Origin of the sequence: Roseomonas sp. HF4, assembly GCF_005222755.1 — a bacterium.
Lineage (GTDB): Bacteria > Pseudomonadota > Alphaproteobacteria > Acetobacterales > Acetobacteraceae > Neoroseomonas.
In genome coordinates, this window is record NZ_STGD01000009.1 from 104,254 (window position 1) to 129,628 (window position 25,375).

Annotated in this window: 23 protein-coding genes and 1 tRNA gene; 13 read left to right on the forward strand and 11 right to left on the reverse strand. The window is 71.6% G+C overall.

Features of this window, described 5'->3' with window-relative positions; translation table 11 throughout:
- Window positions 1-195 precede the first annotated feature (195 nt).
- The 4 genes from E8M80_RS14900 (at window position 196) to E8M80_RS14915 (ending at window position 3,281) form a co-directional block, all read left to right on the forward strand.
- A complete protein-coding gene (locus E8M80_RS14900; protein ID WP_137126494.1) occupies window positions 196-618 on the forward strand; it encodes a hotdog fold thioesterase in 423 nt (140 codons plus the stop codon).
- Window positions 619-806: 188 nt separating this feature from the next.
- Window positions 807-1,511, forward strand: coding sequence for an isochorismatase family protein (locus E8M80_RS14905; protein ID WP_137126495.1), 705 nt, complete (start codon window positions 807-809; stop codon window positions 1,509-1,511).
- Complete coding sequence (locus E8M80_RS14910) at window positions 1,508-2,503, forward strand: asparaginase (protein WP_137126496.1); 996 nt, start codon at window positions 1,508-1,510, stop codon at window positions 2,501-2,503. The genes E8M80_RS14905 and E8M80_RS14910 overlap by 4 nt, the downstream gene beginning before the upstream one ends.
- A 157-nt stretch (window positions 2,504-2,660) precedes the next feature.
- Window positions 2,661-3,281, forward strand: coding sequence for a phosphohydrolase (locus tag E8M80_RS14915; RefSeq protein WP_137126497.1), 621 nt, complete (start codon window positions 2,661-2,663; stop codon window positions 3,279-3,281).
- Window positions 3,282-4,021: 740 nt separating this feature from the next.
- On the opposite strand, the gene E8M80_RS14920 is transcribed toward E8M80_RS14915, so the two are convergent.
- Window positions 4,022-5,068, reverse strand: a complete 1,047-nt coding sequence (locus tag E8M80_RS14920; RefSeq protein WP_170979435.1) for an AraC family transcriptional regulator — start codon at window positions 5,066-5,068, stop codon at window positions 4,022-4,024.
- 502 nt (window positions 5,069-5,570) lie between these two features.
- Here E8M80_RS14920 and E8M80_RS14925 point away from each other — a divergent pair.
- Both E8M80_RS14925 and E8M80_RS14930 read left to right on the forward strand, forming a co-directional pair.
- Window positions 5,571-6,857, forward strand: a complete 1,287-nt coding sequence (locus tag E8M80_RS14925) for an MFS transporter (protein WP_137126499.1) — start codon at window positions 5,571-5,573, stop codon at window positions 6,855-6,857.
- A 286-nt stretch (window positions 6,858-7,143) separates the two neighbouring features.
- The gene (locus tag E8M80_RS14930) at window positions 7,144-7,431 is read left to right on the forward strand and encodes a hypothetical protein (RefSeq protein ID WP_137126500.1); all 288 of its coding nucleotides are present in this window, start codon (window positions 7,144-7,146) and stop codon (window positions 7,429-7,431) included.
- Here the strand turns inward: E8M80_RS14930 and E8M80_RS14935 are convergent.
- From E8M80_RS14935 to E8M80_RS14945, 3 genes are all read right to left on the reverse strand, one after another.
- Window positions 7,415-8,341: a 50S ribosomal protein L11 methyltransferase gene (locus E8M80_RS14935; RefSeq protein ID WP_137126501.1), complete on the reverse strand. Its 927-nt coding sequence runs from the start codon at window positions 8,339-8,341 to the stop codon at window positions 7,415-7,417. The genes E8M80_RS14930 and E8M80_RS14935 overlap by 17 nt on opposite strands.
- On the reverse strand, window positions 8,341-10,530 hold the full coding sequence (locus E8M80_RS14940; RefSeq protein ID WP_206035641.1) for an ATP-dependent helicase: 2,190 nt from the start codon (window positions 10,528-10,530) through the stop codon (window positions 8,341-8,343). Before E8M80_RS14940 ends, E8M80_RS14935 begins: the two co-directional genes overlap by 1 nt.
- A gap of 70 nt (window positions 10,531-10,600) precedes the next feature.
- Window positions 10,601-11,101, reverse strand: a complete 501-nt coding sequence (locus E8M80_RS14945; protein WP_170979422.1) for a pentapeptide repeat-containing protein — start codon at window positions 11,099-11,101, stop codon at window positions 10,601-10,603.
- Here E8M80_RS14945 and E8M80_RS14950 point away from each other — a divergent pair.
- Together E8M80_RS14950 and E8M80_RS14955 are read left to right on the forward strand one after the other, a co-directional pair.
- Window positions 11,076-12,092 (forward strand): bile acid:sodium symporter family protein, encoded by a 1,017-nt coding sequence (locus E8M80_RS14950; protein ID WP_137126504.1) that lies wholly within the window; start codon window positions 11,076-11,078, stop codon window positions 12,090-12,092. The genes E8M80_RS14945 and E8M80_RS14950 overlap by 26 nt on opposite strands.
- 5 nt (window positions 12,093-12,097) lie before the next feature.
- Entirely contained in the window at window positions 12,098-13,024 is a 927-nt protein-coding gene (locus tag E8M80_RS14955; protein ID WP_240790050.1) for a hypothetical protein, read from the forward strand.
- A gap of 410 nt (window positions 13,025-13,434) precedes the next feature.
- Here E8M80_RS14955 and metF read toward each other — a convergent pair whose 3' ends face one another.
- Window positions 13,435-14,364 (reverse strand): methylenetetrahydrofolate reductase [NAD(P)H], encoded by a 930-nt coding sequence (gene metF, locus E8M80_RS14960; protein WP_240790051.1) that lies wholly within the window; start codon window positions 14,362-14,364, stop codon window positions 13,435-13,437.
- Between the two features lie 220 nt (window positions 14,365-14,584).
- Here metF and E8M80_RS14965 point away from each other — a divergent pair, with 220 nt between their 5' ends.
- The 3 genes from E8M80_RS14965 (at window position 14,585) to E8M80_RS14975 (ending at window position 16,640) form a co-directional block, all read left to right on the forward strand.
- Window positions 14,585-15,430: a VacJ family lipoprotein gene (locus tag E8M80_RS14965; protein WP_170979436.1), complete on the forward strand. Its 846-nt coding sequence runs from the start codon at window positions 14,585-14,587 to the stop codon at window positions 15,428-15,430.
- Between the two features lie 35 nt (window positions 15,431-15,465).
- A complete protein-coding gene (locus E8M80_RS14970) occupies window positions 15,466-16,098 on the forward strand; it encodes a phospholipid-binding protein MlaC (protein WP_137126508.1) in 633 nt (210 codons plus the stop codon).
- A gap of 89 nt (window positions 16,099-16,187) precedes the next feature.
- Window positions 16,188-16,640, forward strand: a complete 453-nt coding sequence (locus E8M80_RS14975) for a hypothetical protein (protein ID WP_137126509.1) — start codon at window positions 16,188-16,190, stop codon at window positions 16,638-16,640.
- 36 nt (window positions 16,641-16,676) lie between these two features.
- Here E8M80_RS14975 and E8M80_RS14980 read toward each other — a convergent pair whose 3' ends face one another.
- The 6 genes from E8M80_RS14980 to E8M80_RS15005 form a co-directional block, all read right to left on the reverse strand.
- On the reverse strand, window positions 16,677-17,195 hold the full coding sequence (locus tag E8M80_RS14980; protein ID WP_137126510.1) for a GNAT family N-acetyltransferase: 519 nt from the start codon (window positions 17,193-17,195) through the stop codon (window positions 16,677-16,679).
- A gap of 88 nt (window positions 17,196-17,283) precedes the next feature.
- Window positions 17,284-18,963: an energy-dependent translational throttle protein EttA gene (gene ettA, locus E8M80_RS14985; protein ID WP_137126511.1), complete on the reverse strand. Its 1,680-nt coding sequence runs from the start codon at window positions 18,961-18,963 to the stop codon at window positions 17,284-17,286.
- 286 nt (window positions 18,964-19,249) lie between these two features.
- Window positions 19,250-19,726 carry a DUF2269 domain-containing protein gene (locus E8M80_RS14990; protein WP_137126512.1) on the reverse strand — a complete coding sequence of 159 codons (477 nt, stop codon included), beginning with the start codon at window positions 19,724-19,726 and terminating at the stop codon, window positions 19,250-19,252.
- On the reverse strand, window positions 19,723-21,042 hold the full coding sequence (locus tag E8M80_RS14995) for an SDR family oxidoreductase (RefSeq protein ID WP_137126513.1): 1,320 nt from the start codon (window positions 21,040-21,042) through the stop codon (window positions 19,723-19,725). The genes E8M80_RS14990 and E8M80_RS14995 overlap by 4 nt, the downstream gene beginning before the upstream one ends.
- Before the next feature lie 24 nt (window positions 21,043-21,066).
- Window positions 21,067-21,139, reverse strand: a tRNA-Ile gene (locus tag E8M80_RS15000).
- A gap of 20 nt (window positions 21,140-21,159) precedes the next feature.
- Window positions 21,160-22,410 carry a M20/M25/M40 family metallo-hydrolase gene (locus E8M80_RS15005; RefSeq protein ID WP_137126514.1) on the reverse strand — a complete coding sequence of 417 codons (1,251 nt, stop codon included), beginning with the start codon at window positions 22,408-22,410 and terminating at the stop codon, window positions 21,160-21,162.
- 122 nt (window positions 22,411-22,532) lie between these two features.
- Here E8M80_RS15005 and ppa point away from each other — a divergent pair, with 122 nt between their 5' ends.
- Together ppa and E8M80_RS15015 are read left to right on the forward strand one after the other, a co-directional pair.
- Complete coding sequence (gene ppa / locus E8M80_RS15010) at window positions 22,533-23,063, forward strand: inorganic diphosphatase (RefSeq protein ID WP_137126515.1); 531 nt, start codon at window positions 22,533-22,535, stop codon at window positions 23,061-23,063.
- 141 nt (window positions 23,064-23,204) lie between these two features.
- Window positions 23,205-25,325, forward strand: coding sequence for a sodium-translocating pyrophosphatase (locus tag E8M80_RS15015; RefSeq protein WP_370287450.1), 2,121 nt, complete (start codon window positions 23,205-23,207; stop codon window positions 25,323-25,325).
- Window positions 25,326-25,375: the final 50 nt, after the last annotated feature.

Sequence of the window (25,375 nt, forward strand, 5' to 3'; positions counted from 1 at the left end):
GCCCCCACGCTACAAACCAAATGGTTGAGATAATCCTAGCGAAGCGAAACTCTTTTTGAAGAGACCATCTCAAAAACTGTAAACTTTTTCTTAATTACTACCCGGCTTGGCATGGGTCAAGCCGCTTCGCCCTATCCCCCACGGGCCGGGGTAAGCGTATGGTCCACGCACCCCTATGAAACGGTTCATGACGCAATGTGGAAGCGATTCGCTGACCCGGGCGCGCTCGAGGCGCGCTTCGCCGGCAGCCTGCCCGGCCATTTCGGCATCCGGATCCTCGAGGTGGGCCCCGATTTCATCCGCGCCGCGATGCCGGTGGACGAGCGCCATGTGCAGCCCTTCGGCATCCTGCACGGCGGCGCCTCGGTCGTGCTGGCGGAAACCCTCGGCAGCATGGCGAGCATGCTCGCGCTGCCGGAGGGCAGCATGGCCGTCGGCCTCGAGGTCAATGCCAACCACGTCGCCTCCGTCCCCAGCGGCGAGACCGTCACCGCCATCTGCCGGCCGCTGCATGTCGGGCGCAGCACGCAGGTCTGGCAGACCGAGATCCGCCGCGCGGACGGCCGCCTCGCCTGCGTGTCGCGCCTGACGACTGCGGTCATCGACCGCGGTGGCTAGGGATATTGGGCCCTGTCGCCGCCGCACCCGATCATGTTCTGGCGGGCGCGGCATCACATGTCGTGCAGCGCCAGCGCCCGTCGGCGCGCCGCGCCGGGTTGCCGCCGCGCGGTCGCGCCGATAGCCTCGTGCGCCAGGGAGTGGCGTGAATTCACCGGCACGGGAACCCTCACCGGAAGGCTGCCCTGATGCATCCGATCGACATATCGCCCGAGATCCCCGCCCGCGTCGCCGCGCGCTGCGGCCGCGAACATCCCTTCGAGGACCTCGACCCCGCGCGCACCGCCTTCGTGGTCATCGACCTGCAGGTCGGCTTCATGGATCCGGCGATCAGCCACGCCTACTGCCCGATGGCCGAACGGATCGTGCCCGCCGTCAACCGCCTGGCCGCCGCGCTGCGCGAGACGGGCGGCGCGGTCTTCTGGGTGCAGAACACCCACGATGCCGGCTGCGACGTGGAATGGTCGGTCATGCAGCGCATGGCGACGCCCGAGGCGCGCGCGCGCCGCGTCGCCGCCATGACCGAGGGAAGCCCGGGCCATGCGCTCTGGCCAGCCCTCGATGTGCGGCCCGAGGACGAACGCGTGCTGAAGCGTCGCTTCTCGGCCTTCATCCAGGGGTCGTCCGACCTGCCGCAGCGGCTGCGCGCGCGCGGCTTCGACACGGTGCTGATCGGCGGCACAGTCACCAATGTCTGCTGCGAGAGCAGCGCGCGCGACGCGATGATGACGAATTTCCGCACCGTCATGGTCGCGGACTGCAACGCCGCCAACAGCGATGCCGAGCACAACGCCTCGCTCGCGGCCTTCTGGAACATCTTCGGAGACGTCATGACCACCGACCACGTGATCGATCGGCTGCGCGCAGGCGCGGCAGGACAGGCGGCGGCGTGAGCGCGAAGCCCAAGGTCGCCGTCATCGGCACGGGCGGCACCATCTCCTCCATGGGCCGCGGGCCGCTCGACCTGATCGACTACGGCGCGGCCGGCACCGTGCTCGACGTCGAGGCCGTCATCGCGCGCGTGCCGGAGCTGGCGCTCGTGGCCGAGGTCATCCCCGTGCCCTTCCGCGCCATCCCCTCCACGGCGCTCGGCTGGCCGGAATGGAAGGAGCTGTTGCTGATCTGCGACCGGCTTTCGGCCGGGCACCCGGACCTGGCCGGCATCGTCGTCACGCATGGCACCGCCTCGCTGGAGGAGACCGCCTATTTCCTGTCGCTCACGCTGAAGATCCCGCAGCCGGTCGTGCTGGTGGGCGCGCAGCGGCCGGCCTCGGCGCTGGCCGGGGACGGGCCGATGAACCTGGTCAACGGCGTGCGCGTCGCGGCCGACCCGCGCGCGCGCGGCCTCGGCGCGCTCGTGCTGCTGAACGACGAGATCAGCGCGGCGCGCGAAGTCACCAAGACCTCGACGCTGCGGATGCAGACCTTCCGCACGCCGGATTTCGGCGCGCTCGGCCATGCGGATGCGGATGCCATCGCCTGGTATCGTCGTCCGCTGCGCCGGCTCGCGCCCGATACCGAGTTCGACGTGCGCGGCATGGATGCGCTGCCGCGCGTCGACATCGCCTACACCTATGCCGGCGCGGACGGGACTGCGATCGACGCCTTCGTCGCCGCGGGCGCCAGGGGCATCGTGACCGCGGGCTTCGCGCCCGGCTACGTGACGCCGGCGATGTCGGCGGCGATGGCCGATGCCGTGAAGAAGGGCGTTGCCGTCGTGACATCGTCCCGCGCAATGTCGGGGCGCGCGGCGCGGACCACGAAGAATTCCGCGCTCGGCTTCGTCACCGCCGACAACCTGACGCCGCAGAAGGCGCGCGTGCTGCTGGCGCTGGCCTTGGCGCACGGGATCGACGACCTCGATCGGGTGTTCGCGGAGTACTGATGCGCGCCGCGGGGAACAGGCGGGGGGAGAAGGGAACTTCTCCCCCCGGACCCCCCACAACCTTCTTTGGCACCTGGCGCCCGACCTCCCGGGACCTACGCCAAATGCCACGGAAGGGAGGGGGTTCGGGGGAGGTTCTCCTCCCCCGACCGTCCCGATGACCGACCGCGCCTGGGTGCGCCTGCCGTCGGGCCGGCGCCTCGACCTCCTCTCCCCCACGCCCTTCGACTGGACCGATGCCGACCTTGCCACGGGCCTCGCGCGCACCTTCCGCTGGGGCGGGCATTCCGCATGGCCGGAGCCGCTGTCCGTCGCGCAGCATTCGCTGACCGTGCTCGCGCTGCGCCGCGTGCGCACGCGCCACCGCCTGGTGCCCGCGCAGGAATTGCGCGAGTTGCTGCACGACGCGGATGAGGGGCTGATCAACTTCGACTGCATCTCGCCGCTGAAGCCCTTCCTGGGCGAGCGCTTCGCGGCGCTGCAGGCGCGGTTGTCGGGCGCGATCGCCACGCGCTACCGCCTGCCCGCCTGGACGGCGGAGGAGAAGCGCGCCCACAAATCCGTCGACATCGCGGTGGCGGCGGCGGAGGCCGTGCATGTGGTCGGCTGGACGGCGCAGGAGGTGCGCGAGACGCTCGGCATCCGCGCGGTGGTGATCGCGAAGGATCCGCTGGCCGTCCGCTACGGCGACGCGCCTTGGCGGCCCTGGGCGCCGGATGTGGCGGCGGCGCGGTTCCTGGAGGAATTGCTGGCGCTGCAGGCGCGGGCCGGGGCCTGATACTTGGCGCACGAAGGTTTCACCTTCGTGCCCCTGAGACGCCGGGCGGGCCGCATCCGCGGCCCTTGGCTCCGCCGGACAACCGGCGGACCGCAGTCGCGGCCTCGGCCCTTCGGGCCGAACGTCGGAACTTCGTGCGCTTGGCCTGAGCGCCGCGCGGGGTTGGGAACCAGGGTGGAGGGAGATAGGGAACTTCTCCCCTCCGCGGGTCCTACCGCAATTGCTGCGCGGCGCCGATGCGCGCCTGTTCTCCCCCGTATCTCTGCGCTACCTCCAGGCGTTGAGCCGTCGAGGCCGCCGGCCGGCGGGAGCCCCCCTGTAGCCGTTGGGCTTCCGAGCCCATGGGCGAGGTGGCGCCGGTCCGTCGTTCCCTCCGCGCAACCTGGCGATCGCCTGGGTCCACGTCGTGCGAGCCCGCATCCGCAAGGACCGGTGACGGATGCCGCTGCCGCGGCCGGTGCGTCCGTCGCCGCCATCGCCGGCGCCGGCCTGCCGGTTGCGCTGGCCGGTCCGTGCCGTGTCCGCGACTTCGACGGCGCCCCTGTCCGCTGCGTCGTGGCGCAGCGCGAGGAAGCCGGGCGCCTCCGCACCCTGCCGTTGCCGGGGCTCGACGGTTCGGGCATCAACGCAGCCTCGGAGGCGGAGACGATGGGTCGCGTCGCGGCGGAGGCGATGCCGCGGCTGCGGGGGCGACGGGGAGGGCGGCGGAGCAGGTTTTCCGCGGCCGCGCATCGACCCGGTTACGCGGACCGCGACGCGCGCCGCACGACGTCCGAAGGCGATTCACCGAAGCGACGGCGAAACGCGCTCGCGAAGCGCGTCGCATTCGTGAAGCCATAGCGTCGCGCGACGGCGACCACCGGGACATCGGTCGCGCCGTCGCCCAACGCGCGTCGGGCCTCGTCCAGCCGCACGCCGTGCAGCACGCCGAGCGGCGTCCTGCCGCGGAACTGCCGAAAGACGGCCGCAAGGGTGCGCAGGCTGCATCCCGCCGCCGCCGCAACCTCGGCCATGCGGATCGGGTCCGTGCAATGGGCGCGCATGAAGTCCTCCGCGCGCCGGACATAGGCGGGCACCGCGCCGGCCGACCCGCAGTCGAGTTGGTCGGTGTAGGAGTGCGGCACGGCGCGAAGCACCAACCTGACCAGCAGGTCCGTCATCGACGCGAGCGCCGCGGCGTTGTCCACCACCCCGTCCGGTCGCTCGAATTCGCCCAGCATGAAGTCGAGCTGCTTCCTGAGGCTGGCCGCGAGTCCGTGGGTCCAATCGAGCACGGGCGCGAATTCCAGCGGCTTGCGAAGTCGCTGATCAAGCAGCTGCTCGAGTACGGTCTCGATGTCCTCGACCTTGATGAACAAGTTTGAACGCGCTGACCCGTCGCTGGTCAGGATGCGGGTCCCGGGGGCCGTGCGATACACCAGTGCCTGGCCTTCTGCGACCGTGGTGTCGCGGCCATTCTGGCCCAGCGTCAATCCGCCGCGAAGGATCGTCGTGATTGCATAGTATTCGACCGCCGGGCCGTCGATGGCCACTTCGGTGGCGAAGCGGTTCTCGCCCAGGCTCGCCAGGGTGGATCCCGCGCTACGCGTGGCAAGGCCGAAGATCGGACGGTCGAACCTTTGGCGCCAGAGCGCGCGGTCCTGCAGGCGGTACTTGTAGGTGCGGCACTGCGTCGGAAAGCGCTCGCTCACGCGCGAGAGACCGTCCAGCTCCGCCGAATCGGTGGCCTGGACGACGTGGAAGGTCGCCAGGCGGGCGGGATCGATCGTCGGTGCCTCGCTCGGCATGAAGACACGATCCATTCAACGCGCCTCCTCGAATGGGCCATCGCCGTAATGCCGGCGGCGATATACGGAAGCCGCCGTGCCGATACAAATCCGGCAGGAAAGCAGCCGGGGCTGGACAGCATGCCCGGCCGGGCCGCTCCCGCCGGCACGCTCCCAGTTTAACATTTCGCGACATGTTGGCTTCCCGAATAACGTTCCATTTACGGACCGACAACCTGCCGGCACGGTCGTCTTCCGATGCGGAGAACCTGTGCCACGCCGTCGCGCATTCGTGTCCGCCATCGCGGCAAGGCGCGCGTCCTTGCGGGCGGGCGAATGTCACCGGCGTTTCGGTCCTCCGTCACGCGGGGGGGCGGGAAGCAGCGCGCCCAGGGGCAGCGCAGGCGGCCGCGGGCCTGACGGCGCCGGCATCGCATGGTCGCTCCTTCCGTCCGCTCCGCATCGCTCGCGGCGGGAGCAAGGCCGAAATCTTTCTCGCTTCGACCCTGCGGCAGCGCGTGCCGTGAGCCTCCACTACCAGGCTGAACGCCATCTGCGACTGCCGCGCGCGGGCGAGGCGGGCGCGGCCGGCAACAGGGCTCGCCGCGGCGAATTCGCCGAAGGGTGGCGCGCCCTGGTCGGGGCGTTCCTGGTCAACATGGTGGGCTTCGGTGCGATCTACTCCTATGCCGCCTTCTCCGACGACTTCGTCGCGGCGTTCGGTGCGTCCCACGCCACCTCCAGCCTGGTCTTCGCGCTCTCGGGCGCGTGCTGCTTCGCGGTAAGCGGCGTCACGGGGCCACTGGCGGACCGCATCGGGCCGCGACCGCTGGCCATCGTGGGCATGGTGGCTGTGGCACTCGGCCTGATGAGCGCGGCGTTTGCGCGTAGCATGACGGAAGTCGTGCTGTGCTACGGCGTCCTGATCGGCATCGGCACCGGCTTCGCGCATGTGCCGGCCATGGTCGCCATTCAACGGTGCTTCGTCGTGGGGCGCGGCCTCGCCTCCGGCATTGCGGCCGGCGGCGTCGGCGTCGGCACCGCGCTGGTGCCGCCCATGGCGAACCTGCTGGCGGACTACGGCGACTGGCGATTCGCCTTCGGATTCTCTGGCCTCGGCGCCGGCATCGTCGGGCTGATGGGCGCGATGCTCATCCCCGGCATGCCGCAGCGGCGCGGCGCAAGCGGCCTCCGGGAAGCGGCCGAGGAGATCGCCGGCCATGCGCCGGACAAATCGCCTGGGGCCGGAGCCCCCGAGAATGACGGGTTCGCCGCGCTGTACCTCGGCGTGCTCCTGGTCTCGATAACGGTCGCCCTGCCCTTCGCGCATCTGGTGGCATCGGCGCGCAGCCTCGGCTTCGACAGGGCGGATGCGCTGGGCCTTCTCGGGGTCATCGGCATCGGCTCCATTGCGGGCCGCTTCGTGCTGGGGGCGGTGGCTGACCTCGTAGGTCGGCGCGAGACCTTCCTCGCCTGCACGATGATGCTGGTCGCGGCGACGATGCTCTGGTCGCAGGGCACGACGTTCGTGGCGCTGACCGCCTTCGCCCTCCTGTTCGGGCTCGGCTGGGGCGGCTTCGTGGCGCTGCTGCCCGCCTTCGTCGCCGATCAGTTCGGAGCGCGGCGGGCCGGCACCATGATCGGGATGCTCTACACCGGCCGGGCGATCGCGCTGCTGGCCACGCCCTTTGCCGCCGGCTTCGCCATGGAGACGCTGGGCAGCCACAGGGTTCCGGTCGCGGTGGTGGCCCTCCTCGGCCTTGCCGGGGTGATCCTGATCGCGTTCCTCCGGCGGCGACCGTCGGCCTGACGCTGGCTGCGACCCGATGCTCACTGCGGCGCGACGCAGAAAGGACCCGGGCGCGCGGCAGCACGGACGGACGACGGTCACGGGGACGATGGGACCGGGGCGCTGCCCTCCGCGGTTCCCGACGCCCCGGACGCGCGGGGACGACCCCGAACGCTACCCTTGCCGGCGCCTGGGAACCGACCACGACAGCCCGCATCAGGAATCCAAGGAAGGTTGGGGAGCCGGGGGGAAGTTCCCTTCCCCACGTCTTCACCTTTCCTCAACCCCCGTCACGCAGACTGCGACGATGCAGGTCGCCCTCACCACATCCGTCCAAGGCATGCAGCGGGCGGCGGAGCGCCTCGGCGAGGCTGCCGCCGTCATCGCCAACCCGACACCGGGCAGTGCGCGCGCGGCCGACCCCTCGCCCGCGCCGCCCACCGGCAACCAGGGCCTGACCGCCGCGCAGGCGAGCGGCGACCTGGAACGCGCCATGGTCGACAGCCTGCTGGCGCGCCGCGCCTACGAAGCGAACGCGAAGGCCCTGGACCGCAACGCGGAGACGGAGCGCGCGCTGCTCAACCGCGGCGCCTGAGCACCAGCGTCGTCCACGGCCCGACGTCGATCCGGCGTTCCAGCACCAGCCCCTGACGGCGGTGCGCGGCCAGCACCATGCGCGCCTGGGTGCCAAGCAGCCCGGCCAGGATCGCCGTGCCGCGCGGCGCCAGGTGCAGCGCCAGGTCCCGCGCCATGGCACACAGCGGGCGCGCGAGGATGTTCGCGAAGATGAGCTCGTAGCGCACGCCCTTCATCAGCCGCGGCTTCCAGCCATCCGCCAGGATGGCGCGCATCCGCCGCGGCATCAGCCCGTTCATGCGCGCATTCTGCTCGCACACACGGACCGACCACGGCTCGATGTCGGTCGCCAGCACGCGGCACGGCACGGTCTTCGCCGCCGCCATCGCCAGGATGCCCGATCCGCTGCCGAGGTCGCACACGCTGCGCGGCCGCCGGTGCGCCATGCCCTCGTAGGCGCGCAGGCACCCCTGGGTGGAGGCATGCTCGCCGGAGCCGAAGGCGAGCCCGGCATCGAGCCGCAGCACGACGCGGCCATGCGTGATCGTGTCCGGCACATGCGTGGGCCGGATCAGGAAGCGCCGGCCGACCGGCATCTCCGGGAAGGCCTGCACGGTGCGCGCGAGCCAGCCCTCGGCCTCGACCGGCGCGGCCTGTACGACGGGCGGATCGATCCCCGCGACGGCCGCGGCCAGCGCGAGCGCGGCGTCGAGCGCATCGTCCTCCGCGCCCGCTTCGCGCACGCCTTCCACGCGCCAGGTGTCGGTCGCCTCGTCGCGGAAATAGGCGACGGTCGCGCAGACCTGCTCGAGTGCCGCCTCGAAGACCGGCACGGCGTGCTCGGGCAGGTTGTCGATGACGAGCGCCTCCAGCGGCTCGGCCCGCCGGCGGGACAGCGCGCCGGCACCGTCGGGGCCCGCGGCGCGCATCACGACTTCTCCACGAAACGGTCGAGCACGCGCTTGTCCCCCGCCTTGTCGAAGGCGATGTCGAGGCGGTCCTCCTCGACCGCCGTGATGCGGCCATAGCCGAATTTCTGGTGGAAGACGCGGTCCCCCACGGCGAAGGAGGACGCGGCGGCGGGGCGTTCCTTCACCTCCCAGGCGCCGGCCTCGATCATGCGGCGCGGCCGCTGCGCGAACATGCCCCCGCCCGCGAAGACCGAGGCGTGGCCGCGGGCCTCACGCTGCGCGGCCCCCTCGCGGATGATCTCGCCGGCCGGCAGTTCGTCGAGGAAGCGCGACGGGATCGAGGCCTGCCAGGTGCCGTAGATGCGCCGGTTCGCCGCATGGCTGATCACCGCCACCCGCCGCGCCCGCGTGATGCCGACATAGGCGAGCCGCCGTTCCTCCTCGAGCGCCTTCTCGCCGCCTTCGTCCAGGCTGCGCTGGGACGGGAACAGCCCTTCCTCCCAGCCCGGCAGGAAGACCATGTCGAATTCGAGCCCCTTGGCCGCGTGCAGCGTCATCAGCGACACGCGCTCGCCCTGCGCGGATTCGTCGTTCTCCATGACCAGCGCGACATGCTCGAGGAAGCCCGCCAGGGTCTCGAACTCCCCCATGGCGCGCACGAGTTCCTTGAGGTTGTCGAGCCGCCCCGGCGCCTCGGGCGACTTGTCCTGCTGCCACATCGCGGCGTAGCCGCTCTCGTCCAGCAGCGTCGCCGCCATCACCACATGGCCCTCGGCCCCGGCCTGCGCGCGCCAGCGCGCGAAGCCCTGCAGCAGCTCGCGCAGCGCCTCGCGCGACTTGGCCTGCTTGATCGCGCCCGTCTCCAACGCCCGCGCCGCCGCCAGCGACAGCGGGATCGCCTCGACCCGGGCGATCGCGTGCATCGCCTGCATCGCCGTGTCGCCGAGCCCGCGCTTGGGCAGGTTCACGATCCGCTCGAAGGCGAGGTCGTCGGCCGGCTGCGCCACCACGCGCAGATACGCCATGGCGTCGCGGATCTCGGCGCGCTCGTAGAAGCGGGCACCGCCCACGATGCGATAGGGCAGGCCGAGCACGATCAGCCGTTCCTCGAAGGCGCGCGTCTGGAAGCCGGCACGCACCAGGATCGCGACCTCGCCGAGCGACTGGCCGGACCGCCGCGCGGCCTCGATCCGGTCGCCGACCATGCGCGCCTCCTCCTCGCTGTCCCAGAGCGAGACGATGCGGACCTTCTCCCCCTCCGCATCCGCCCGCCCGGCACGCAGCGTCTTGCCGAGGCGCCCCGTGTTGTGCGCGATCAGCGCCGCGGCCGCGGCCAGGATCGGCTTCGTGGACCGGTAGTTCGCCTCCAGCCGCACGATCGCCGCGCCCGGGAAATCCTTCTCGAAGCGGAGGATGTTCTCGATCTCGGCGCCGCGCCACGAATAGATCGACTGGTCGTCGTCGCCGACGCAGCAGATGTTCCGGTGCGCCTGCGCCAGCAGCCGCAGCCAGTAGTACTGCACCAGGTTCGTGTCCTGGTATTCGTCCACCAGGATGTAGCGGAAGCGGCGGTGGTACTCGGCCAGGATGTCGGGGTTGCCGCGCAGCAGCGTCACCACATGCATCAGCAGGTCGCCGAAATCGCAGGCGTTGAGCGCACGCAGCCGCGCCTGGTAGTCGGCGTAGATCTCCCTCGCGCGGCCGCCGGCATAGTCGCTGTCCTCGGCCGGCGTCACCGCGGCCGGCTCCAGGCCGCGATCCTTCCAGCGCTGGATCACCGCCATCAGCCCGTTCACGGGCCAGCGCTTGGTGTCGACGCGCGCGGCCTCCATCACCTGCTTCAGCAGCCGCGCCTGGTCGTCGGCATCGAGGATCGTGAAGCTGGACGTGAGCCCGACCTGTTCGGCATGGCGGCGCAGCATCCGCGCGGCCAGCGCGTGGAAGGTGCCGAGCCACAGCCCTTCGGCCGGCTGGCCGAGGATGGCGGCGACGCGCTCGCGCATCTCCCGCGCCGCCTTGTTCGTGAAGGTCACGGCCAGGACCTGCGACGGGAACGCCTTGCCCTGCAACAGGATGTGGGCAAAGCGCGTGGTGAGCACGCGCGTCTTGCCGGTGCCGGCACCGGCCAGGACCAGCAGGGGGCCGTCCACAGCTTCGACCGCGGCGCGCTGTTCCGGGTTCAGGCGGGCGAGATAATCGGTGCTCACGGCAGCAAGGTGGGGGGAGGAGAACCTCCCCCGAGCCCCCTCCCTTCTTCGGGACCCGGGGCGCGGGGCATCACTGGCAGTTTCCGACCGACCCGGCGGAGCAGACGCGGCGGCCGTCGGTCCAGCGCGCGCCACCCAGCAGCGCACCGGACAGGTTCGCCCCGCCGAGATCCGCGCCCGTCAGGTTGGCACCCGTCAGGTCGGCACGGAACAACGTGGCGCGGCGAAGGTCGGCCCCGACCAGCGTCGCCCCGCGCATGTTGGCGCGCGTGAAGTCGCCCGATCGCAGCACCGCCCGCGACAGATCCGCCCCTTCCAGATTGGTCGAGACGAACCGCGCATTCTGCGCATCGGCCTCCACCAGCCTCGCCCCGGCCATCGCCGCCCGCTGGAACGACGCATCGCGCAGATGCGCCCCTGTCAGGTCGGCGCCGGGCAGGTCCGCGGAATCGAGCAGGCATCGTCGCCACTCCACGCCGGGCGTGGGTGGATCGGTGCAGCCGGCGACAACCGGCCCGGCGAAAAGGACCAGCCCCGCAAGCAGGGTGAGGAGCGAGGATGGCGTACGCACGCCATGGCATATAGAACCTCGGGGCCAGACCTCCAACCGCCGGGGCCGCCCGACCCTGTCACTGCTCCGCCTCCTGGAATGGCCGGCCCGGCACGGCGGCCCACTGCTCGCGGCCAGCATCTTCGCGGGCATCGCGGTCGCCCCCCTGGCCGCCGCGCTGCGCGACGTCGTGACACCTGCCGTCGCCGTGCTGATGACGCTCGTGCTGCTGCGCATCGAGCCCGCGCAGGTCATGGCCTGGCTGCGCCGGCCCCGCGTCGTCGCCTTCCTCTCGGCCTGGCTGCTGCTCGCCTGCCCGCTGATCGCCTTCGCGGCGACGCGCGCGCTCGGCATGGACGGGCCGCTCGGCGCCGGCGTGGTGCTGGTGGCGGCGAGCTGCGCCGTCACCTCCGCCCCCGCCTTCGCGCGCCTGGTCGGGCTCGACGCCGAGGTCAGCCTGGTCGTCGCGGTCGTCACCACCGCGCTGCTGCCCTTCACGGCGCCGCCGCTGGCGCTCGGGCTGCTCGGGCTCGACCTCGCCATCTCGGTCCCCGGGCTGATGCTGCGGCTGCTGTTGATCGTGGGGCTGCCGGCGCTCGTGGCGCTGCTGGTCCGCCGCATCGCCGGCGCGGCGCGTCTCGAGCGCGCGGCACGGCCGATCGACGGTGCTGCGGTGCTGACCCTCGTGGTCTTCGCCTTCGGCGTCATGGACGGCGTGCAGGCGCGCCTGCTGCTTGACCCGCTCTGGGTGCTGGGCGGCATCGCCGCGGCCTTCGGCGGCAATCTCGGGCTGAACGCGCTGACGGCGGCGGCACTCGCGCCCGCGCTCGGCGCGCGGGCGGCGCTGACGGCGGGACTGCTCGCGGGCAACCGCAACCAGGCGGTCTTCCTGGCCGTGCTGCCGGCCGGCGCGGACCCCGACATCCTGATGTTCTTCGCGCTCGGGCAGATCCCGATGTTCCTGAGCCCCTTCCTGCTCAAGCCCGCCTACCGGCGGCTGCTCCGCGGCTGAGCGCTTTGCTCCGCGCCCTTTCCTGGTCGGCCCGGCAGGGCAGCGGGCTGCTGGCGCTCGGCATCTTCGCGGGGCTGCTGGCCCCGCCGCTGGCCGCGCTGTTCCGCGATGTCGTGACCATCACTGTCGCGGGGCTGATGACGCTCGTGCTGCTGCGCGTCGATCCCGCGCGGCTGCTGTCCTACCTGCGGCGGCCGGTCATGGTGGCGGCGCTCTCGGCCTGGGTGCTGCTCGCCTGCCCGCTGCTGGCCTTCGGCGTCGCCTGGGCCACGGGCCTGGACGGGCCGCTCGGCGCGGGGCTCGTCATCATGGCGGCAGGCTGCGCCGCCACCTCCTCCCCCGCCTTCGCACGGCTGGTCGGGCTGGACGGGGAGGTCTCGTTGCTCGTCGCGCTGGTGACGACGCTGCTGGTCCCGTTCACCGCGCCGCCGATCGCGCTCGGCCTGATGGGGATCGACCTCGCCATCTCGCTGCCCGGGCTCATGCTGCGGCTCGTGCTCGTGGTCGGGTTGCCGCTGCTGCTCTCCATCGCGATCCGCGGCGTCGTGGCGCGTGCGGCGCTGGAACGCGCCGGCCCCGCCGTGGACGGGGCAGTGGTGTGGCTCGTGGTGTTCTACGGCTTCGGCGTGATGGACGGGATGCTGGCGAAGCTGCTGGCCGAGCCGGCCTGGGTCGTGGGCGGCCTGGCGCTCGCCTTCGCGGGCAACCTCGGGCTCAACCTCGTGACGGCCCTGGCGTTCCTGCCGGCCGGGCGGCGGGTGGCGCTGGCGGGCGGGCTGCTCTCGGGCAACCGGAACATGGCGCTGTACCTGGCGGTGCTGCCGGCGGCGACGGATGACCGCATCCTGCTGTTCTTCGCGCTGTGCCAGTTCCCGCTATTCCTGAGCCCGTTCCTGCTGCGGCCGGTCTATGCGCGGGTGCGGTCGGGGTGAGGCCGGGGGAGGGGAACCTCCCCCCGGTCCCCCTCCCTTCTTTGGAACCTGGCGCCGACCCCGGGAGGCCGGGAGCCAAATGATAAAGAAGGTTGGGGGGGGGGAGAAGTTCCCTTCTCCCCCCGCCTTCAGCGGCGCCGCAGTACAGGAATATATTCTTGTCCCAGGCGATGCCGACGGCTATCCTGCCCGCCGGCAGAGGAGGTCCCGCGATGCGCCCATGCGCCCGCACCGTGCCCGATGCGACGCCCAGCCGGCGCCCGCCCGTCCGTCGGTCCGCGCTGTCCGCCGGCCATTTGTCCGAAACCGACGCGCAGCCCCGGCCGGGCTGGAAGCGTCCGAAACCGTCCCGCGCGGTGGAGCCGCGGAATTTGTCCGAAACCGCCGGTGGCGCCGCCGCCGGCTCGCCGTCAGCCCTTGGTGGGCGCCTTCGGCCGTGCCCCCAGGATATGCGCGATGGCATAGGTCAGGTCCGGCCGGTTCAGCGTGTAGAAATGGAACTCGTCCACGCCGTTGGCCTGCAGCAGGCGCACCTGCTCGGCCGCGACCACGGCGGCGACCATGCGGCGCGTCTCGGCGTCCTCCTCCAGGCCTTCGAACAGGCGGCCCATCCAGGCGGGCACGGACGCGCCGCACATGGCCGAGAACTTCACCACCTGCTGGAAGTTCGACACCGGCAGGATGCCGGGCACGATCGGCACCGTGATGCCCTTGGCCAGGCAGCGGTCGATGAACCGCAGGAAGACGTCGGTGTCGAAGAAGTATTGCGTGATGGCGCGGGTCGCGCCGGCGTCGATCTTGCGCTTGAGGAAGTCGAGGTCCGCCTCGGCCGAGGTCGCGGCCGGGTGGGTCTCGGGATAGGCGCCGACGCTGATTTCAAAATCCGCGATCCGCTTCAGGCCGCGCACCAGGTCCTCGGCCTGGGCGTAGCCGCCGGGGTGGGGCGTGTAGGTGCTCGCGCCGGCCGGCGGGTCGCCGCGCAGGGCCACGATGTGGCGCACGCCGGCCTCCCAGTAGCGGCGGGCGACGGCGTCCACCTCCTCCCGCGTCGCGGCCACGCAGGTCAGGTGGGCGGCGGGCGTCAGGGCGGTCTCGGCGGCCAGGCGCGCGACCGTCTGGTGCGTCCGTTCCTGGGTCGACCCGCCGGCGCCGTAGGTCACCGAGACGAAGCGCGGCGCCAGCGGCTCCAGCCGCCGGATGCAGGCCCAAAGCTGGTCCTCGAGCTTCTCGGTCTTGGGCGGGAAGAACTCGAAGGACAGGCGCGGCGGCGGCAGGTCGGACGGCGCGGGCAGCCCGGCCACCCGGGGCCCGGTCAGCCAGCGGGCGAGCGTTCCGCTCATGGCATGGTTCATCGCGTGCATCCTTCGTCCCGGCGATCCCCCGACCCGGGGGCGCCCGTCTCGCCCGTCCGGCGCGTGCTGGCAAGACTTCGTTGCGCAGGGTCACGAAGCTCTTCATCGCGCGCCAAGGCGCCCCTGCTAGACTGGGTCGATGCGCCCCCGCCACAAGACCCGCACGCGACCCGTTCCAAGGGCGGCGCGAAACCTGTATTCGGGCGCCATGCTCGCCCGCCCCGCCTTCCGCAGCGCGTCCCTGGCGCTGGCCCTCGCCCTTGGCCTGGCGGCCTGCGCGGAGCGCCCGCCGGCCGACGACCCCGAGGCCCTGGCCGAGTTCCGGCAGGTCAACGACCCCTTCGAGCCCGCCAACCGCGCGCTGTTCGAGATCCACGAGGTCGCCGACCGCTTCGTGCTGCAACCCGTGGCCGAGGCCTATCGCGACATCCTGCCGCAGCCCGTGCGCAACGGCATCCGCAATGCGCTCGGCAACCTGCGCGCGCCGGTCATCCTGGCCAACGACCTGCTGCAGGGGGAGGTGACGCGCGCGCGCATCACCCTTGGGCGCTTCATGGTCAACTCGACGCTCGGCCTGGGCGGCATCCTGGACGTCGCGCGGGACTGGGGCGTGCCCGGCCATTCCGAGGATTTCGGCCAGACGCTGGCGGTCTGGGGCGCGGGGGAGGGGTTCTACATGTTCGTCCCCCTGTTCGGCCCGTCCTCCCCCCGCGACCTGGTCGGCCAGGGCGTCGACATCGCGATGAACCCGCTGACCTGGCTCGGCCAGGGCGCGGCGGTGGACGCCGCCGGCTGGGTGCGGCTTGGCCTGACGGTGGTCGACACGCGCGAAGCGCTGCTGGAGCCGATCGACCAGGTGCGGGCCACCTCCCTCGACCCCTATTCCACGCTCCGGTCCGCCTACCGGCAGCGGCGCGCCTTCGAGATCCGCAACCAGGAGACCCCGGGCGTCGGCACCGTGGCCCCGGCCGGCGTCACCGGCTTCGGACAGGGCGTGACGCAGCCGCCGCGGCCCGATGCGGCCCCGACGCCGCCCCGCGGCGCGGCGCCGTGACTCGGAATTCCCCCGCCATGACCCATATTCCCGCCATGCAAAGACGCCTCCTCCTCACCTCCCCCTTCCTCGCGGCGGCGCTGGTCGCGCTGCCGCGCCCCGGCCGGGCCGAGATGGACCTGGCGCGCGCCACCGCCTTCGTCCAGGCGACCGGCAACGACCTCGTGGCCGCGATCAACGACCAGCGGCTGAACCTGCCGGCGCGGCGGGACAAGGTCGCGGGCATCCTGCGCCGGGCCGTCGACATCGAGGGCACCGGCCGCTTCATCCTCGGCCGCCACGTGCGCCGCGCCACGCCCGCGGAACTCGCGGAATACAACCGCCTGTTCGACGACATCATCGTGCGCAACCTCTCGGCCCGCTTCGGGGAATACCAGGGGGTGCGCTTCACCCTCGGCCGCAGCCAGCAGCGGACCGAGGAGGACGCGCTTGTCAACACCATCATCGAGCGGCCGAACAGCCCGGCCTTCTCGCTCGACTGGCGGGTCAGCGAGATCAACGGCCAGCCCAGGGTGGTGGACGTGATCGCCGAGGGGACCTCGCTGCGCCTGACCACGCGTAGCGAATATTCGGCCGTGATCCAGCGCAACGGCGGCAGCGTCGCATCCCTGCTCGAGGCGATGCGCAACCAGATCGCGCAGCTCGCGGCGCGGGAAGGCCGGGGCTGAGGCCCCGCGCTTGACGGCGATCAAGCGCCGCAGCCCGTGGCGGCGGTAAGGTCCGGCTGCCACCGCCACCGCCACGGAGGACGTTGCCCGTGACCGACCCGAAGCCCGCCCTGACGCTCAGGGACCTCTTTGCCGCGAAGGCCGCCGCGGCCGAGCGCCGCCGCGCCGAGGCCGAGGCCGTCGATGCGCAGAAGAAGGCCGATCTCGCGCTGTTTTCCGAGCGCGTGCAGACCTACCAGATCACGGACGAGGATCGCGAACGCGCCCTGACGCGCATCCGGCGCGCCTTCGAGGCCGGCGAGCGGGAACTCATGCTGGTCAAGTTTCCATCGATGCTCTGCGAGGATGGCGGGCGGCGGATCAACAACCACCTGGAAGGCTGGCAGGACACGCTGCCCGGCGTGATGCACAAGATCTACGAGTGGTGGGAGAAGGACCTCGCCCCGGGCGGCTTCACCTTCGCCGCCCGCATCATCGACTACCCGGGCGGCATGCCGGGCGATGTCGGCATCTTCATCGGCTGGCCACAGACGCTCGACTGAACCCGGGGGGCAGGCGCAGCGCCCGGCAGGGCACGGTCAGCCCCGGCTTTCGAACACCAGCATCCTGTGGCCCTGGTGCAGGAACTCGCCGGCCGGGGCCATGCCGATGTCCGTCAGGACGGCGCGCGACGCGGCATTCTCCTCCCGCGCCACGGCGATGATGCGCGCGAGGCCCGCCCGGTGGCCGAAGGCGAGCGCCGCGCGCGCCGCCTCCCGCGCATAGCCGCGGCCGCGGCATTCCGGCCAGAGCGCATAGCGCAGCGCGACGCCGCGGCCGTCCGGCCGCTCCATGAAGCCGCAGATGCCGAGGAAGTCGCCGCTCGCGCGCTCGAAGACGCACCAGGTGCCGTAGCCGCGCACCTCCCAGAAATCGGCATCGTCCTCCAGTTCCTCGCGCGTGCGCTCGGCACTGCGGGTGCCGTGCAGCATCCAGCCGAAGACCCGCTCATCGGCCTTGAGGCGGATGAGGTCGGGCAGGTTCTCGCGGCCCGGCGGGATCAGCATCAGGCGATCCGTGGTGAGCAGGCGGGGCGAACGCAGCGCGGCGAGCGTCATGGCGCGGGGAAGAAGGTCGGGGGAGGAGAACCTCCCCCGAACCCCCGCCCTTCCCTGGCCTTGGGCATGGGGGGCGACTGGCGCGCGGTCACCGCGCCAGCGGCTTGTACTTGATGCGGTGCGGGTCGGTCGCGTGCTCGCCGAGACGACGTCGCTTGTCCTCTTCGTAGGCCTCGAAGTTCCCCTCGAACCACTCGACGTGGCTGTCCCCTTCGAAGGCGAGGATGTGCGTGGCCAGCCGGTCGAGGAAGAAGCGATCGTGCGAGATGATGACCGCGCAGCCAGCGAAATCCATCAGCGCGTTTTCCAGCGCGCGGAGCGTCTCCACGTCGAGGTCGTTCGTCGGTTCGTCGAGCAGCAGCACGTTGTGCTCGGTCTTCAGCATCTTCGCGAGATGGACGCGGTTGCGCTCGCCGCCCGAGAGCGAGCCCACGCGCTTCTGCTGGTCGCCGCCCTTGAAGTTGAAGGCCGCGCAATAGGCGCGCGACGGCACCGAGCGCTTGCCGATGGTGATGGTGTCGTCGCCGCCCGAGATCTCCTCCCAGACGGATTTCTTGTCGTCCAGGCTGTCGCGGCTCTGGTCGACATAGCCGAGCTGCACGCTCTCGCCGACCACCAGCGTACCGGCGTCCGGCGTCTCGCGCCCCATGATCATCCTGAACAGCGTGGTCTTGCCCGCGCCGTTCGGCCCGATCACGCCGACGATGCCGCCCGGCGGCAGCTTGAAGGACAGGTCGTCGATCAGCAGCCGGTCCCCGTAGCCCTTCGACAGGCCCTCGGCCACGATGACCGTATTGCCGAGGCGTGGCGCCGGCGGGATGGCGATCTCGGTCGGGTCGGGCGCCTTGTCCTGGCTCGCGCGCAGCAGGTCCTCATAGGCCGCGATGCGAGCCTTCGACTTCGCCTGGCGGGCCGACGGGCTGCGCCCGATCCAGTCCCGTTCCTCGGCGAGCTGGCGCTGGCGCGCGCTCTCCTCGCGCTCCTCCTGCGCCATGCGCTTGCGCTTCTGCTCGAGATACGTGGAGTAGTTGCCCTCGTACGGGATGCCCCGGCCGCGATCGACCTCGAGGATCCAGGAGGTGACGTTGTCGAGGAAGTATCGGTCGTGGGTCACGATCAGCACCGTGCCCGGATAGTCCTTCAGCGTGCGCTCGAGCCAGGCGACGCTTTCGGCGTCGAGGTGGTTCGTCGGCTCGTCGAGCAGCAGCATGTCCGGCTTCTCGAGCAGCAGGCGGCAGAGCGCCACGCGCCGGCGCTCGCCGCCCGACAGGTTCGTCACGGCCGCATCGGGCGGCGGGCAGCGCAGCGCATCGAGCGCGATCTCGACCTGGCGGTCGATCTCCCAGCCGTTCGCGGCGTCGATCTTCTCCTGCAACTCGGCCTGCTCGGCGAGCAGGGTGTTCATCTCCTCCTCGCCCATCTCCTCCATGAACCTCTCGGAGATGGCGTTGAAGCGGGCGAGCCAGCCGTTCAGTTCGGCGAAGGCGAGGCGGACGTTCTCGCCCACCGTCAGCGCGGGGTCGAGATGCGGCTCCTGCGGCAGGTAGCCGACGCGCGCGCCTTCCGCCGCCCAGGCCTCGCCGCCGAAATCCTTGTCCTGCCCCGCCATGATGCGCATCAGCGTGGACTTGCCGGCGCCGTTCGGGCCGAGCACGCCGATCTTCACGCCGGGCAGGAAGGACAGCGTGATGCCCTTGAAGACCTCGCGCCCGCCCGGATAGGACTTGGTGAGGTTCTTCATGACATAGACGTACTGGTAGGCGGCCATGGGGCAATCGACCTGCGGTTCGGGGGTTCGCGCGGGTTCTACAGGCCGGCCCCGCGCACGCCAAGCGCGACAGGGCGGTGCTTCCATCGACCGGACATGGCGGGCGAAAGGTGGGGGGAGGAGAACCTCCCCCGAGCCCCCTCCCTTCTCTGGGACTTGGCGCCGATCCTGATCGGTCCGGCGCCAAATGATAAAGAAGGTTGAGGGGGGGGGCGGGGGGAGAAGTCCCCTTCTCCCCCCGCCCTTCGCAAAGGACGCCCCGGGTCGCCGACCGGTTCCGCTCCGATCAGCCGAGCGACGGCCGCGCCAGCATAAGCCAGAAGATCGCGAGCACAGCGGCGAAGGCCGGCACGCCGCAGGCGAACCAGGTGCGGAACAGCCGGTGGTAGGCGGGCGGCAGCGGCATCCCATCGGCCGCCGCCGCGCGCGCCAGGTTTCTCAGCCGGAGTTGGATCGCGACGACCGGCAGCCAGAACAGCCCGGTCAGGACATAGAGCGCGAGCGACAGCAGGATCCACGGCTCGGTCAGGCTCCAGCCGACCTGCCAGGCCAGCAGCGCGCCCGTGATCGGCTGCAGCACGACCGCGGTCGCGGTGAACAGCGTGTCCGCCAGCACCACGGTGCCGGCCACATGCGCCACCAGCGCGGGGTCCCTCGTGCGATGCGCCATCAGCATGAAGAAGGCGATGCCCGCCCCGGTGCCGAGCAGCACCGCCGCGCCGATCACGTGCAGCCAGCGCAGCAGTTCGGCGGCGAGACTCATCGGTCCTCGGCGGTGGCGAGCAGCACCAGCGCCGGCAGCATCGCCGGCACCACCTTCACCAGCGGCCCGAGCGGATCGGCCCAGAGGTCCGGCGCCAGCAACGTGCCGCCGGCGAGATAGGCGAGGCTGGTCGCCACCATGCCGAGTGCCGCGGGCGCCATGAACCGGCGCGCGAGCACCGCCGCGCCGAGCACGAGGTCGACCGCCGCGCCTGCGACCACCAGCGCCAGCGCCGGGCCTTCCGCCATGCCGCGCGCGGTCAGCACGGACGCGGCGGCTGCGGGGCTGGCGAGTGCGAGCGCGCCGCTCGCCAGCCAGAAGGCCGACAGCCCGCCGACCAGCAGTGGCTTCAGCAGCCAGAGCCGACCGAACCAGCGGTCCTGCACGGTGGCCGGGCGGCGGCGCAGCGTTTCGGCCAACGGGCGCAGGCCGCGCCCCGTCGCCGCGCGCCAGGGTCCGGGGTCGCCGGTCACGCCGCGGCCGATCTCGGCCAGCGCGGTGCTGCGCAGCGGCGGCCGCCAGCCCAGGCGCGACACCGCATCCCCTGCCGCCGCCATGGCACGCCCGAGCAGCGCCGGCGCCGGCAGCAGGCGCAATGGCGCTCGCCCGGTCCAGGCGCGCAGCGCGGCCAGAAGGCCAGCGAGGGTCTGCGCCGCGTCCTCCACCAGATCGTAGGCGCGGCGCATCGGGATGCGCGCCTCGGCGGCGGCAAGGACCGCGTCGGCCACCTCCGCCACGTCCACGGTCTGCACGCGGGCGCCGGCCAGCGGCAGCGGCAGGGGCAGTGCGCGCGGCCAGGCGGCCAGCGCGCGCAGCAGCGCCGTCGCGCCATACGCCTCGGCCGCCAGCACCAGGCCCGGGCGCAGCACCACCCAGTCCACGCCGCAGGCGGCGAGCGCGGCATCGGCCTCGGCCTTGCTGCGCATGAATTCGGTCGGCGCGTCGGGCGTGGCGCCGGCGGCCGAGACCTGCACGATGCGCCGCACCCCGGCCGGCGCGCAGGCGGCAAACAGCGCGACCATGGCCTCGGCCTGCACGGCGCGGACATCGTCGCGCGGGCCGTCCTGCAGCGCGCCGGCGCAGTTTACCACGACGTCGATGCCGGCCAGGACCGGCGCCCAGTCGGCCGGGGCGCGGCAGGTGGCGATGTCGCGCGCGACCCAGGCGACGTGCGGGCGGGCCAGCGCCGGCGCGGCCACGGCGCGGCCGAGGCCTGTCACCCGGTGCCCCGCCAGCGCCAGCCGGTCCGCCACAACGCCGCCGATCAGCCCATAGGCGCCGAGGACGAGGATTCTGAGGGCGGGGGCGTCGTCCAAGGCGGCTCCGGCGTGCGGTCCGCATGGGCCCGGCAGGACTCGAACCTGCAACCAGACCGTTATGAGCGGCCCGCTCTGACCATTGAGCTACAGGCCCATGCGGGTCCCTGATTGCCGTCAGCCGGCGAGGAAATCAAACGCCGCCAGCGCATGCACCCGCGCCACCGCCTCCAGCTCCGCCACATCGGCCCATTCGTCCGCGCCGCCCATGTTGTGCGGCGTCGGGCCGTAGACGACTGTCGGGCGCCCGGCCATGCGGAACAGCCGCGCATCCGAGCCGCCGACCCGCATGTTCACGGCGACGGTGCCGCCCAGCACCTCCTCGGCCGCCGCGTGGGTCAGGCGGACAATGTCGGCGGCGGGGTCGGTGTGGTTCGGCTCGAAGCGGCGCAGCACGCGCCAGGCGATGCCGGGCAGGGCGTCTAGTCCAGCGGCGAGCGCCGCCTCGGCCTGCGCGCAGGACAGCCCGACCGGCAGGCGGATGTCGCAGAAGGCGCGCGCCGAGGCCGGCACCAGGTTCGGCGCCGTGCCGCCCGAGACCTGCCCGATATTGACCGTGACGGCGCCGAGCACCCGCGCCTCCCCCGCCCCGGCGAGCGGCTCGCTGACCGGCTTCGCCGCCGCGATGGCCGCGGTGACTGCCGGCGGCGCGTCCACCGGCAGGTCGCGCAGCGCCGCCACGGCATCGAGCGCGGCCCGCAGCCGGTCGACCGCGTTCTCGCCGAGATGGACATGCGCGCCGTGTGCGGCGCGGCCCGAGGCCTCGACCTCGACCCAGAGGAAGCCCTTCTCGCCGAAGCGGAGCACGCGCGGGGATCCTGCATCGCCGATGATCACGCCGTCTGCCGCGGCGAGGCCCGGGATGTTTTCGATCAGCCACTGCGTGCCGAGCGGCCCCATCGATTCCTCGTCGCCCGCGAGCGTCAGGATCGCCTCCCCCCGCCAGGCGTCGCGGTGCGCGGCCAGCAGCGCGAAGGCGAGCATGGAGGCGGCGATGCCGCCCTTCATGTCGGCTGCGCCGCGGCCGTAGAGGCGACCGTCGCGGACCTCCCCGCGCAAGGGGTCCACGGTCCAGGGCAGCGCCTCGTTCACCGGGTAGGTGTCGAGATGGCCGTTGAAGGCGAGCACCCGGCCCGGCCCGGCGCCGGCGATGCGGGCGACGAGGTTCGTCACCTCGGGCGAGGTCGCGTGCAGGCTGATCGCGGCCTCCGGCGCCAGGTCGCGCAGCATGGCGGCGGCTTCCTCGGCTGAGGCGCGGACATCGCCCGGCGGATTGGGGGAGGGCACGGCCATCAGGCGGCGCGCCAGGGCGGTGACCTCGGGCGCGCGGGTGGTGGCGGCGGTGGCGAAGCGTGTGCGGGCATCCATGCGCCGAGCGTGGCCGCCGCGCGCCGGCCGCACAAGCCGCCGGGTGGCGCCGGGTCTTTCAAGTTTGGCGCGGCGCCTCACCTCTGCTACCTCGCCGCCCCCGGCCCCGGAGCACCCGCCCCATGCGCATCGACGCCATTTCCATCGGCAAGGACCCGCCGAACGACGTCAACGTCATCATCGAGGTCCCGATCGGCGGCGAGCCGATCAAGTACGAGCTCGACAAGGCGGCCGGGACGCTCATCGTCGATCGCTTCCTGCACACGCCGATGCGCTATCCGGGGAATTACGGCTTCGTTCCGCATACGCTCTCGGCCGATGGCGACCCGATCGACGTGCTGGTGGCCAATACCCGCCCGATCGTGCCCGGCGCCGTCATCCGCGTGCGCCCGGTCGGCGTCATGAAGATGGAAGACGATGGCGGCGGCGATGAAAAGATCATTGCCGTGCCGGTGCCGAAACTGACCCTGCGCTACGAGCATGTCCACGAATACACGGACCTACCGAAGATCACGATCGAGCAGATCCAGCATTTCTTCGAGCACTACAAGGATCTCGAGCCCGGCAAGTGGGTGAAGTTCATCGGCTGGGGCGGCTCGGTCGAGGCGAAGCAACTGATCGTCGAGGCCATCGAGCGGGCCCGGACGGCCTGAAGGCACGCCGGGGCGGGCCTTTAGCGGCCCCGGCCCCGGTTGCGCGTCCTCCCCTTCCCCCTCTAGAGAGTGTGCCGCCCGCCCGCTGGCGGGCGCCATGCGGCCGCGAGACCGCGTCCTTTTGGGGGAGTCCTTAAGTTGCTGACCGTCTGGTTGATCATCGTGATCGCGCTCGGGGCGTTGTCCATCGCCTACGGCGTCATCACCGCCAAGGACGTGCTCTCGCGCGATCCGGGCAACGAGCGCATGCAGGAAATCGCCAAGGCCATCCAGGAAGGCGCGAGCGCCTACCTGAAGCGCCAGTACACCACCATCGCGATCGTGGGCGCGGTGCTGTTCGTGCTGGTCGCCTGGCGGCTCGGGATCGCTGTCGCGGTCGGCTTCCTGCTCGGCGCCGTGCTGTCGGGCGTGGCCGGCTTCATCGGCATGAACGTCTCGGTGCGCGCCAACCTGCGCACGGCGCAGGCGGCGATCGGCTCGCTGGCCGGCGGACTCGACGTCGCGTTCAAGTCGGGCGCCATCACCGGCATGCTGGTGGCCGGCGGCGCGCTGCTCGGCGTGGCCGTCTACTTCTTCATCCTCGTGGTGCTCGGCGGGCTCGAGCCGAACAGCCGCACGGTGATCGACGCGCTGGTGGCGCTCGGCTTCGGCGCCTCGCTGATTTCCATCTTCGCGCGGCTCGGCGGCGGCATCTTCACCAAGGGTGCGGATGTCGGCGGCGACATGGTCGGCAAGGTCGAGGCCGGCATCCCCGAGGATGACCCCCGCAACCCCGCGACCATCGCCGACAACGTGGGCGACAACGTGGGCGACTGCGCCGGCATGGCGGCCGACCTGTTCGAGACCTACGCGGTTACGATGGTGGCCACGATGGTGCTGGCGGCGATCGCCTTCGCGGGCACGGACTACCTCAAGGCCGGCATGATCTTCCCGCTGGCGATCGGCGCGGTCTGCGTGGTGACGTCCATCGTCGGCACCTATTTCGTGAAGTTGCCGGCCTCCAACAACATCATGGGGGCGATGTACCGCGGCTTCGCGGTGACCGGCGTGCTGTCGCTGGTCGCACTTCTGCCGCTGTCCTACATGATCTTCGGCTTCGGCACGGCGACCGCGGCGGGCGCATCCTTCGGTGCCTTCTCGCTGTTCCTGTGCGGCGTGGTGGGGCTGGTCGTCACGGCGCTGATCATCTGGATCACGGAATACTACACGGGCACCAACTTCCGGCCCGTGCAGGCGATCGCGAAAAGCTCCGAGACCGGCCACGGCACCAACGTGATCCGCGGCCTGGCCGTGTCGATGGAATCGACGGCGCTGCCGGCGCTGGTCATCATCTTCGGCATCCTGGTCGCCTATGGGCTGGCGGGGCTCTATGGCATCGCCATCGCGGTGACGACGATGCTGGCGCTGGCCGGCATGGTGGTCGCGCTCGACGCCTTCGGCCCGGTGACGGACAACGCGGGCGGCATCGCCGAGATGGCAGGCCTGCCCAAGGAAATCCGCCAGACGACCGATGCGCTCGACGCCGTCGGCAACACGACCAAGGCCGTGACGAAGGGCTATGCGATCGGCTCGGCGGCGCTCGGCGCGGTGGTGCTGTTCGCGGCCTATACCCAGGACCTCGCGTATTTCGCGGCGAATTCCGCGCAGTATCCGTACTTCCAGGGCATGGGGTCGCTGACCTTCTCGCTGTCCAACCCGTACGTCGTGGTCGGCCTGCTGTTCGGCGGCATGCTGCCCTACCTGTTCGGCGGCATGGCGATGACGGCGGTCGGCCGCGCGGCGATGAGCGTGGTCGAGGAGGTCCGGCGCCAGTTCAGGGAAAAGCCGGGCATCATGGAAGGCACCGAGAAGCCGGATTACGGCCGCGCGGTGGACATGCTGACCAAGGCCGCGATCAAGGAGATGATCATCCCGTCGCTGCTGCCGGTCCTCTCCCCGGTCGTGGTCTACTTCGGCATCCTGGCGATCGGCGGGAAGGCCGCGGCCTTCGAGGCGCTGGGCGCCATGCTGCTCGGCGTGATCGTCACGGGCTTCTTCGTCGCGGTCTCCATGACCACCGGCGGCGGCGCCTGGGACAACGCCAAGAAGTACATCGAGGACGGCCACCACGGCGGCAAGGGCAGCGATGCCCACAAGGCCGCCGTCACGGGTGACACCGTCGGCGACCCGTACAAGGACACGGCGGGCCCCGCCGTGAACCCGATGATCAAGATCACCAACATCGTGGCACTGCTGCTGCTCGCGATGCTGGCGCATTCCTGATCCCCGCGATCGCCGAAGGGCGCAGGCGCCGCGAGGCGCCGAGCACCTGG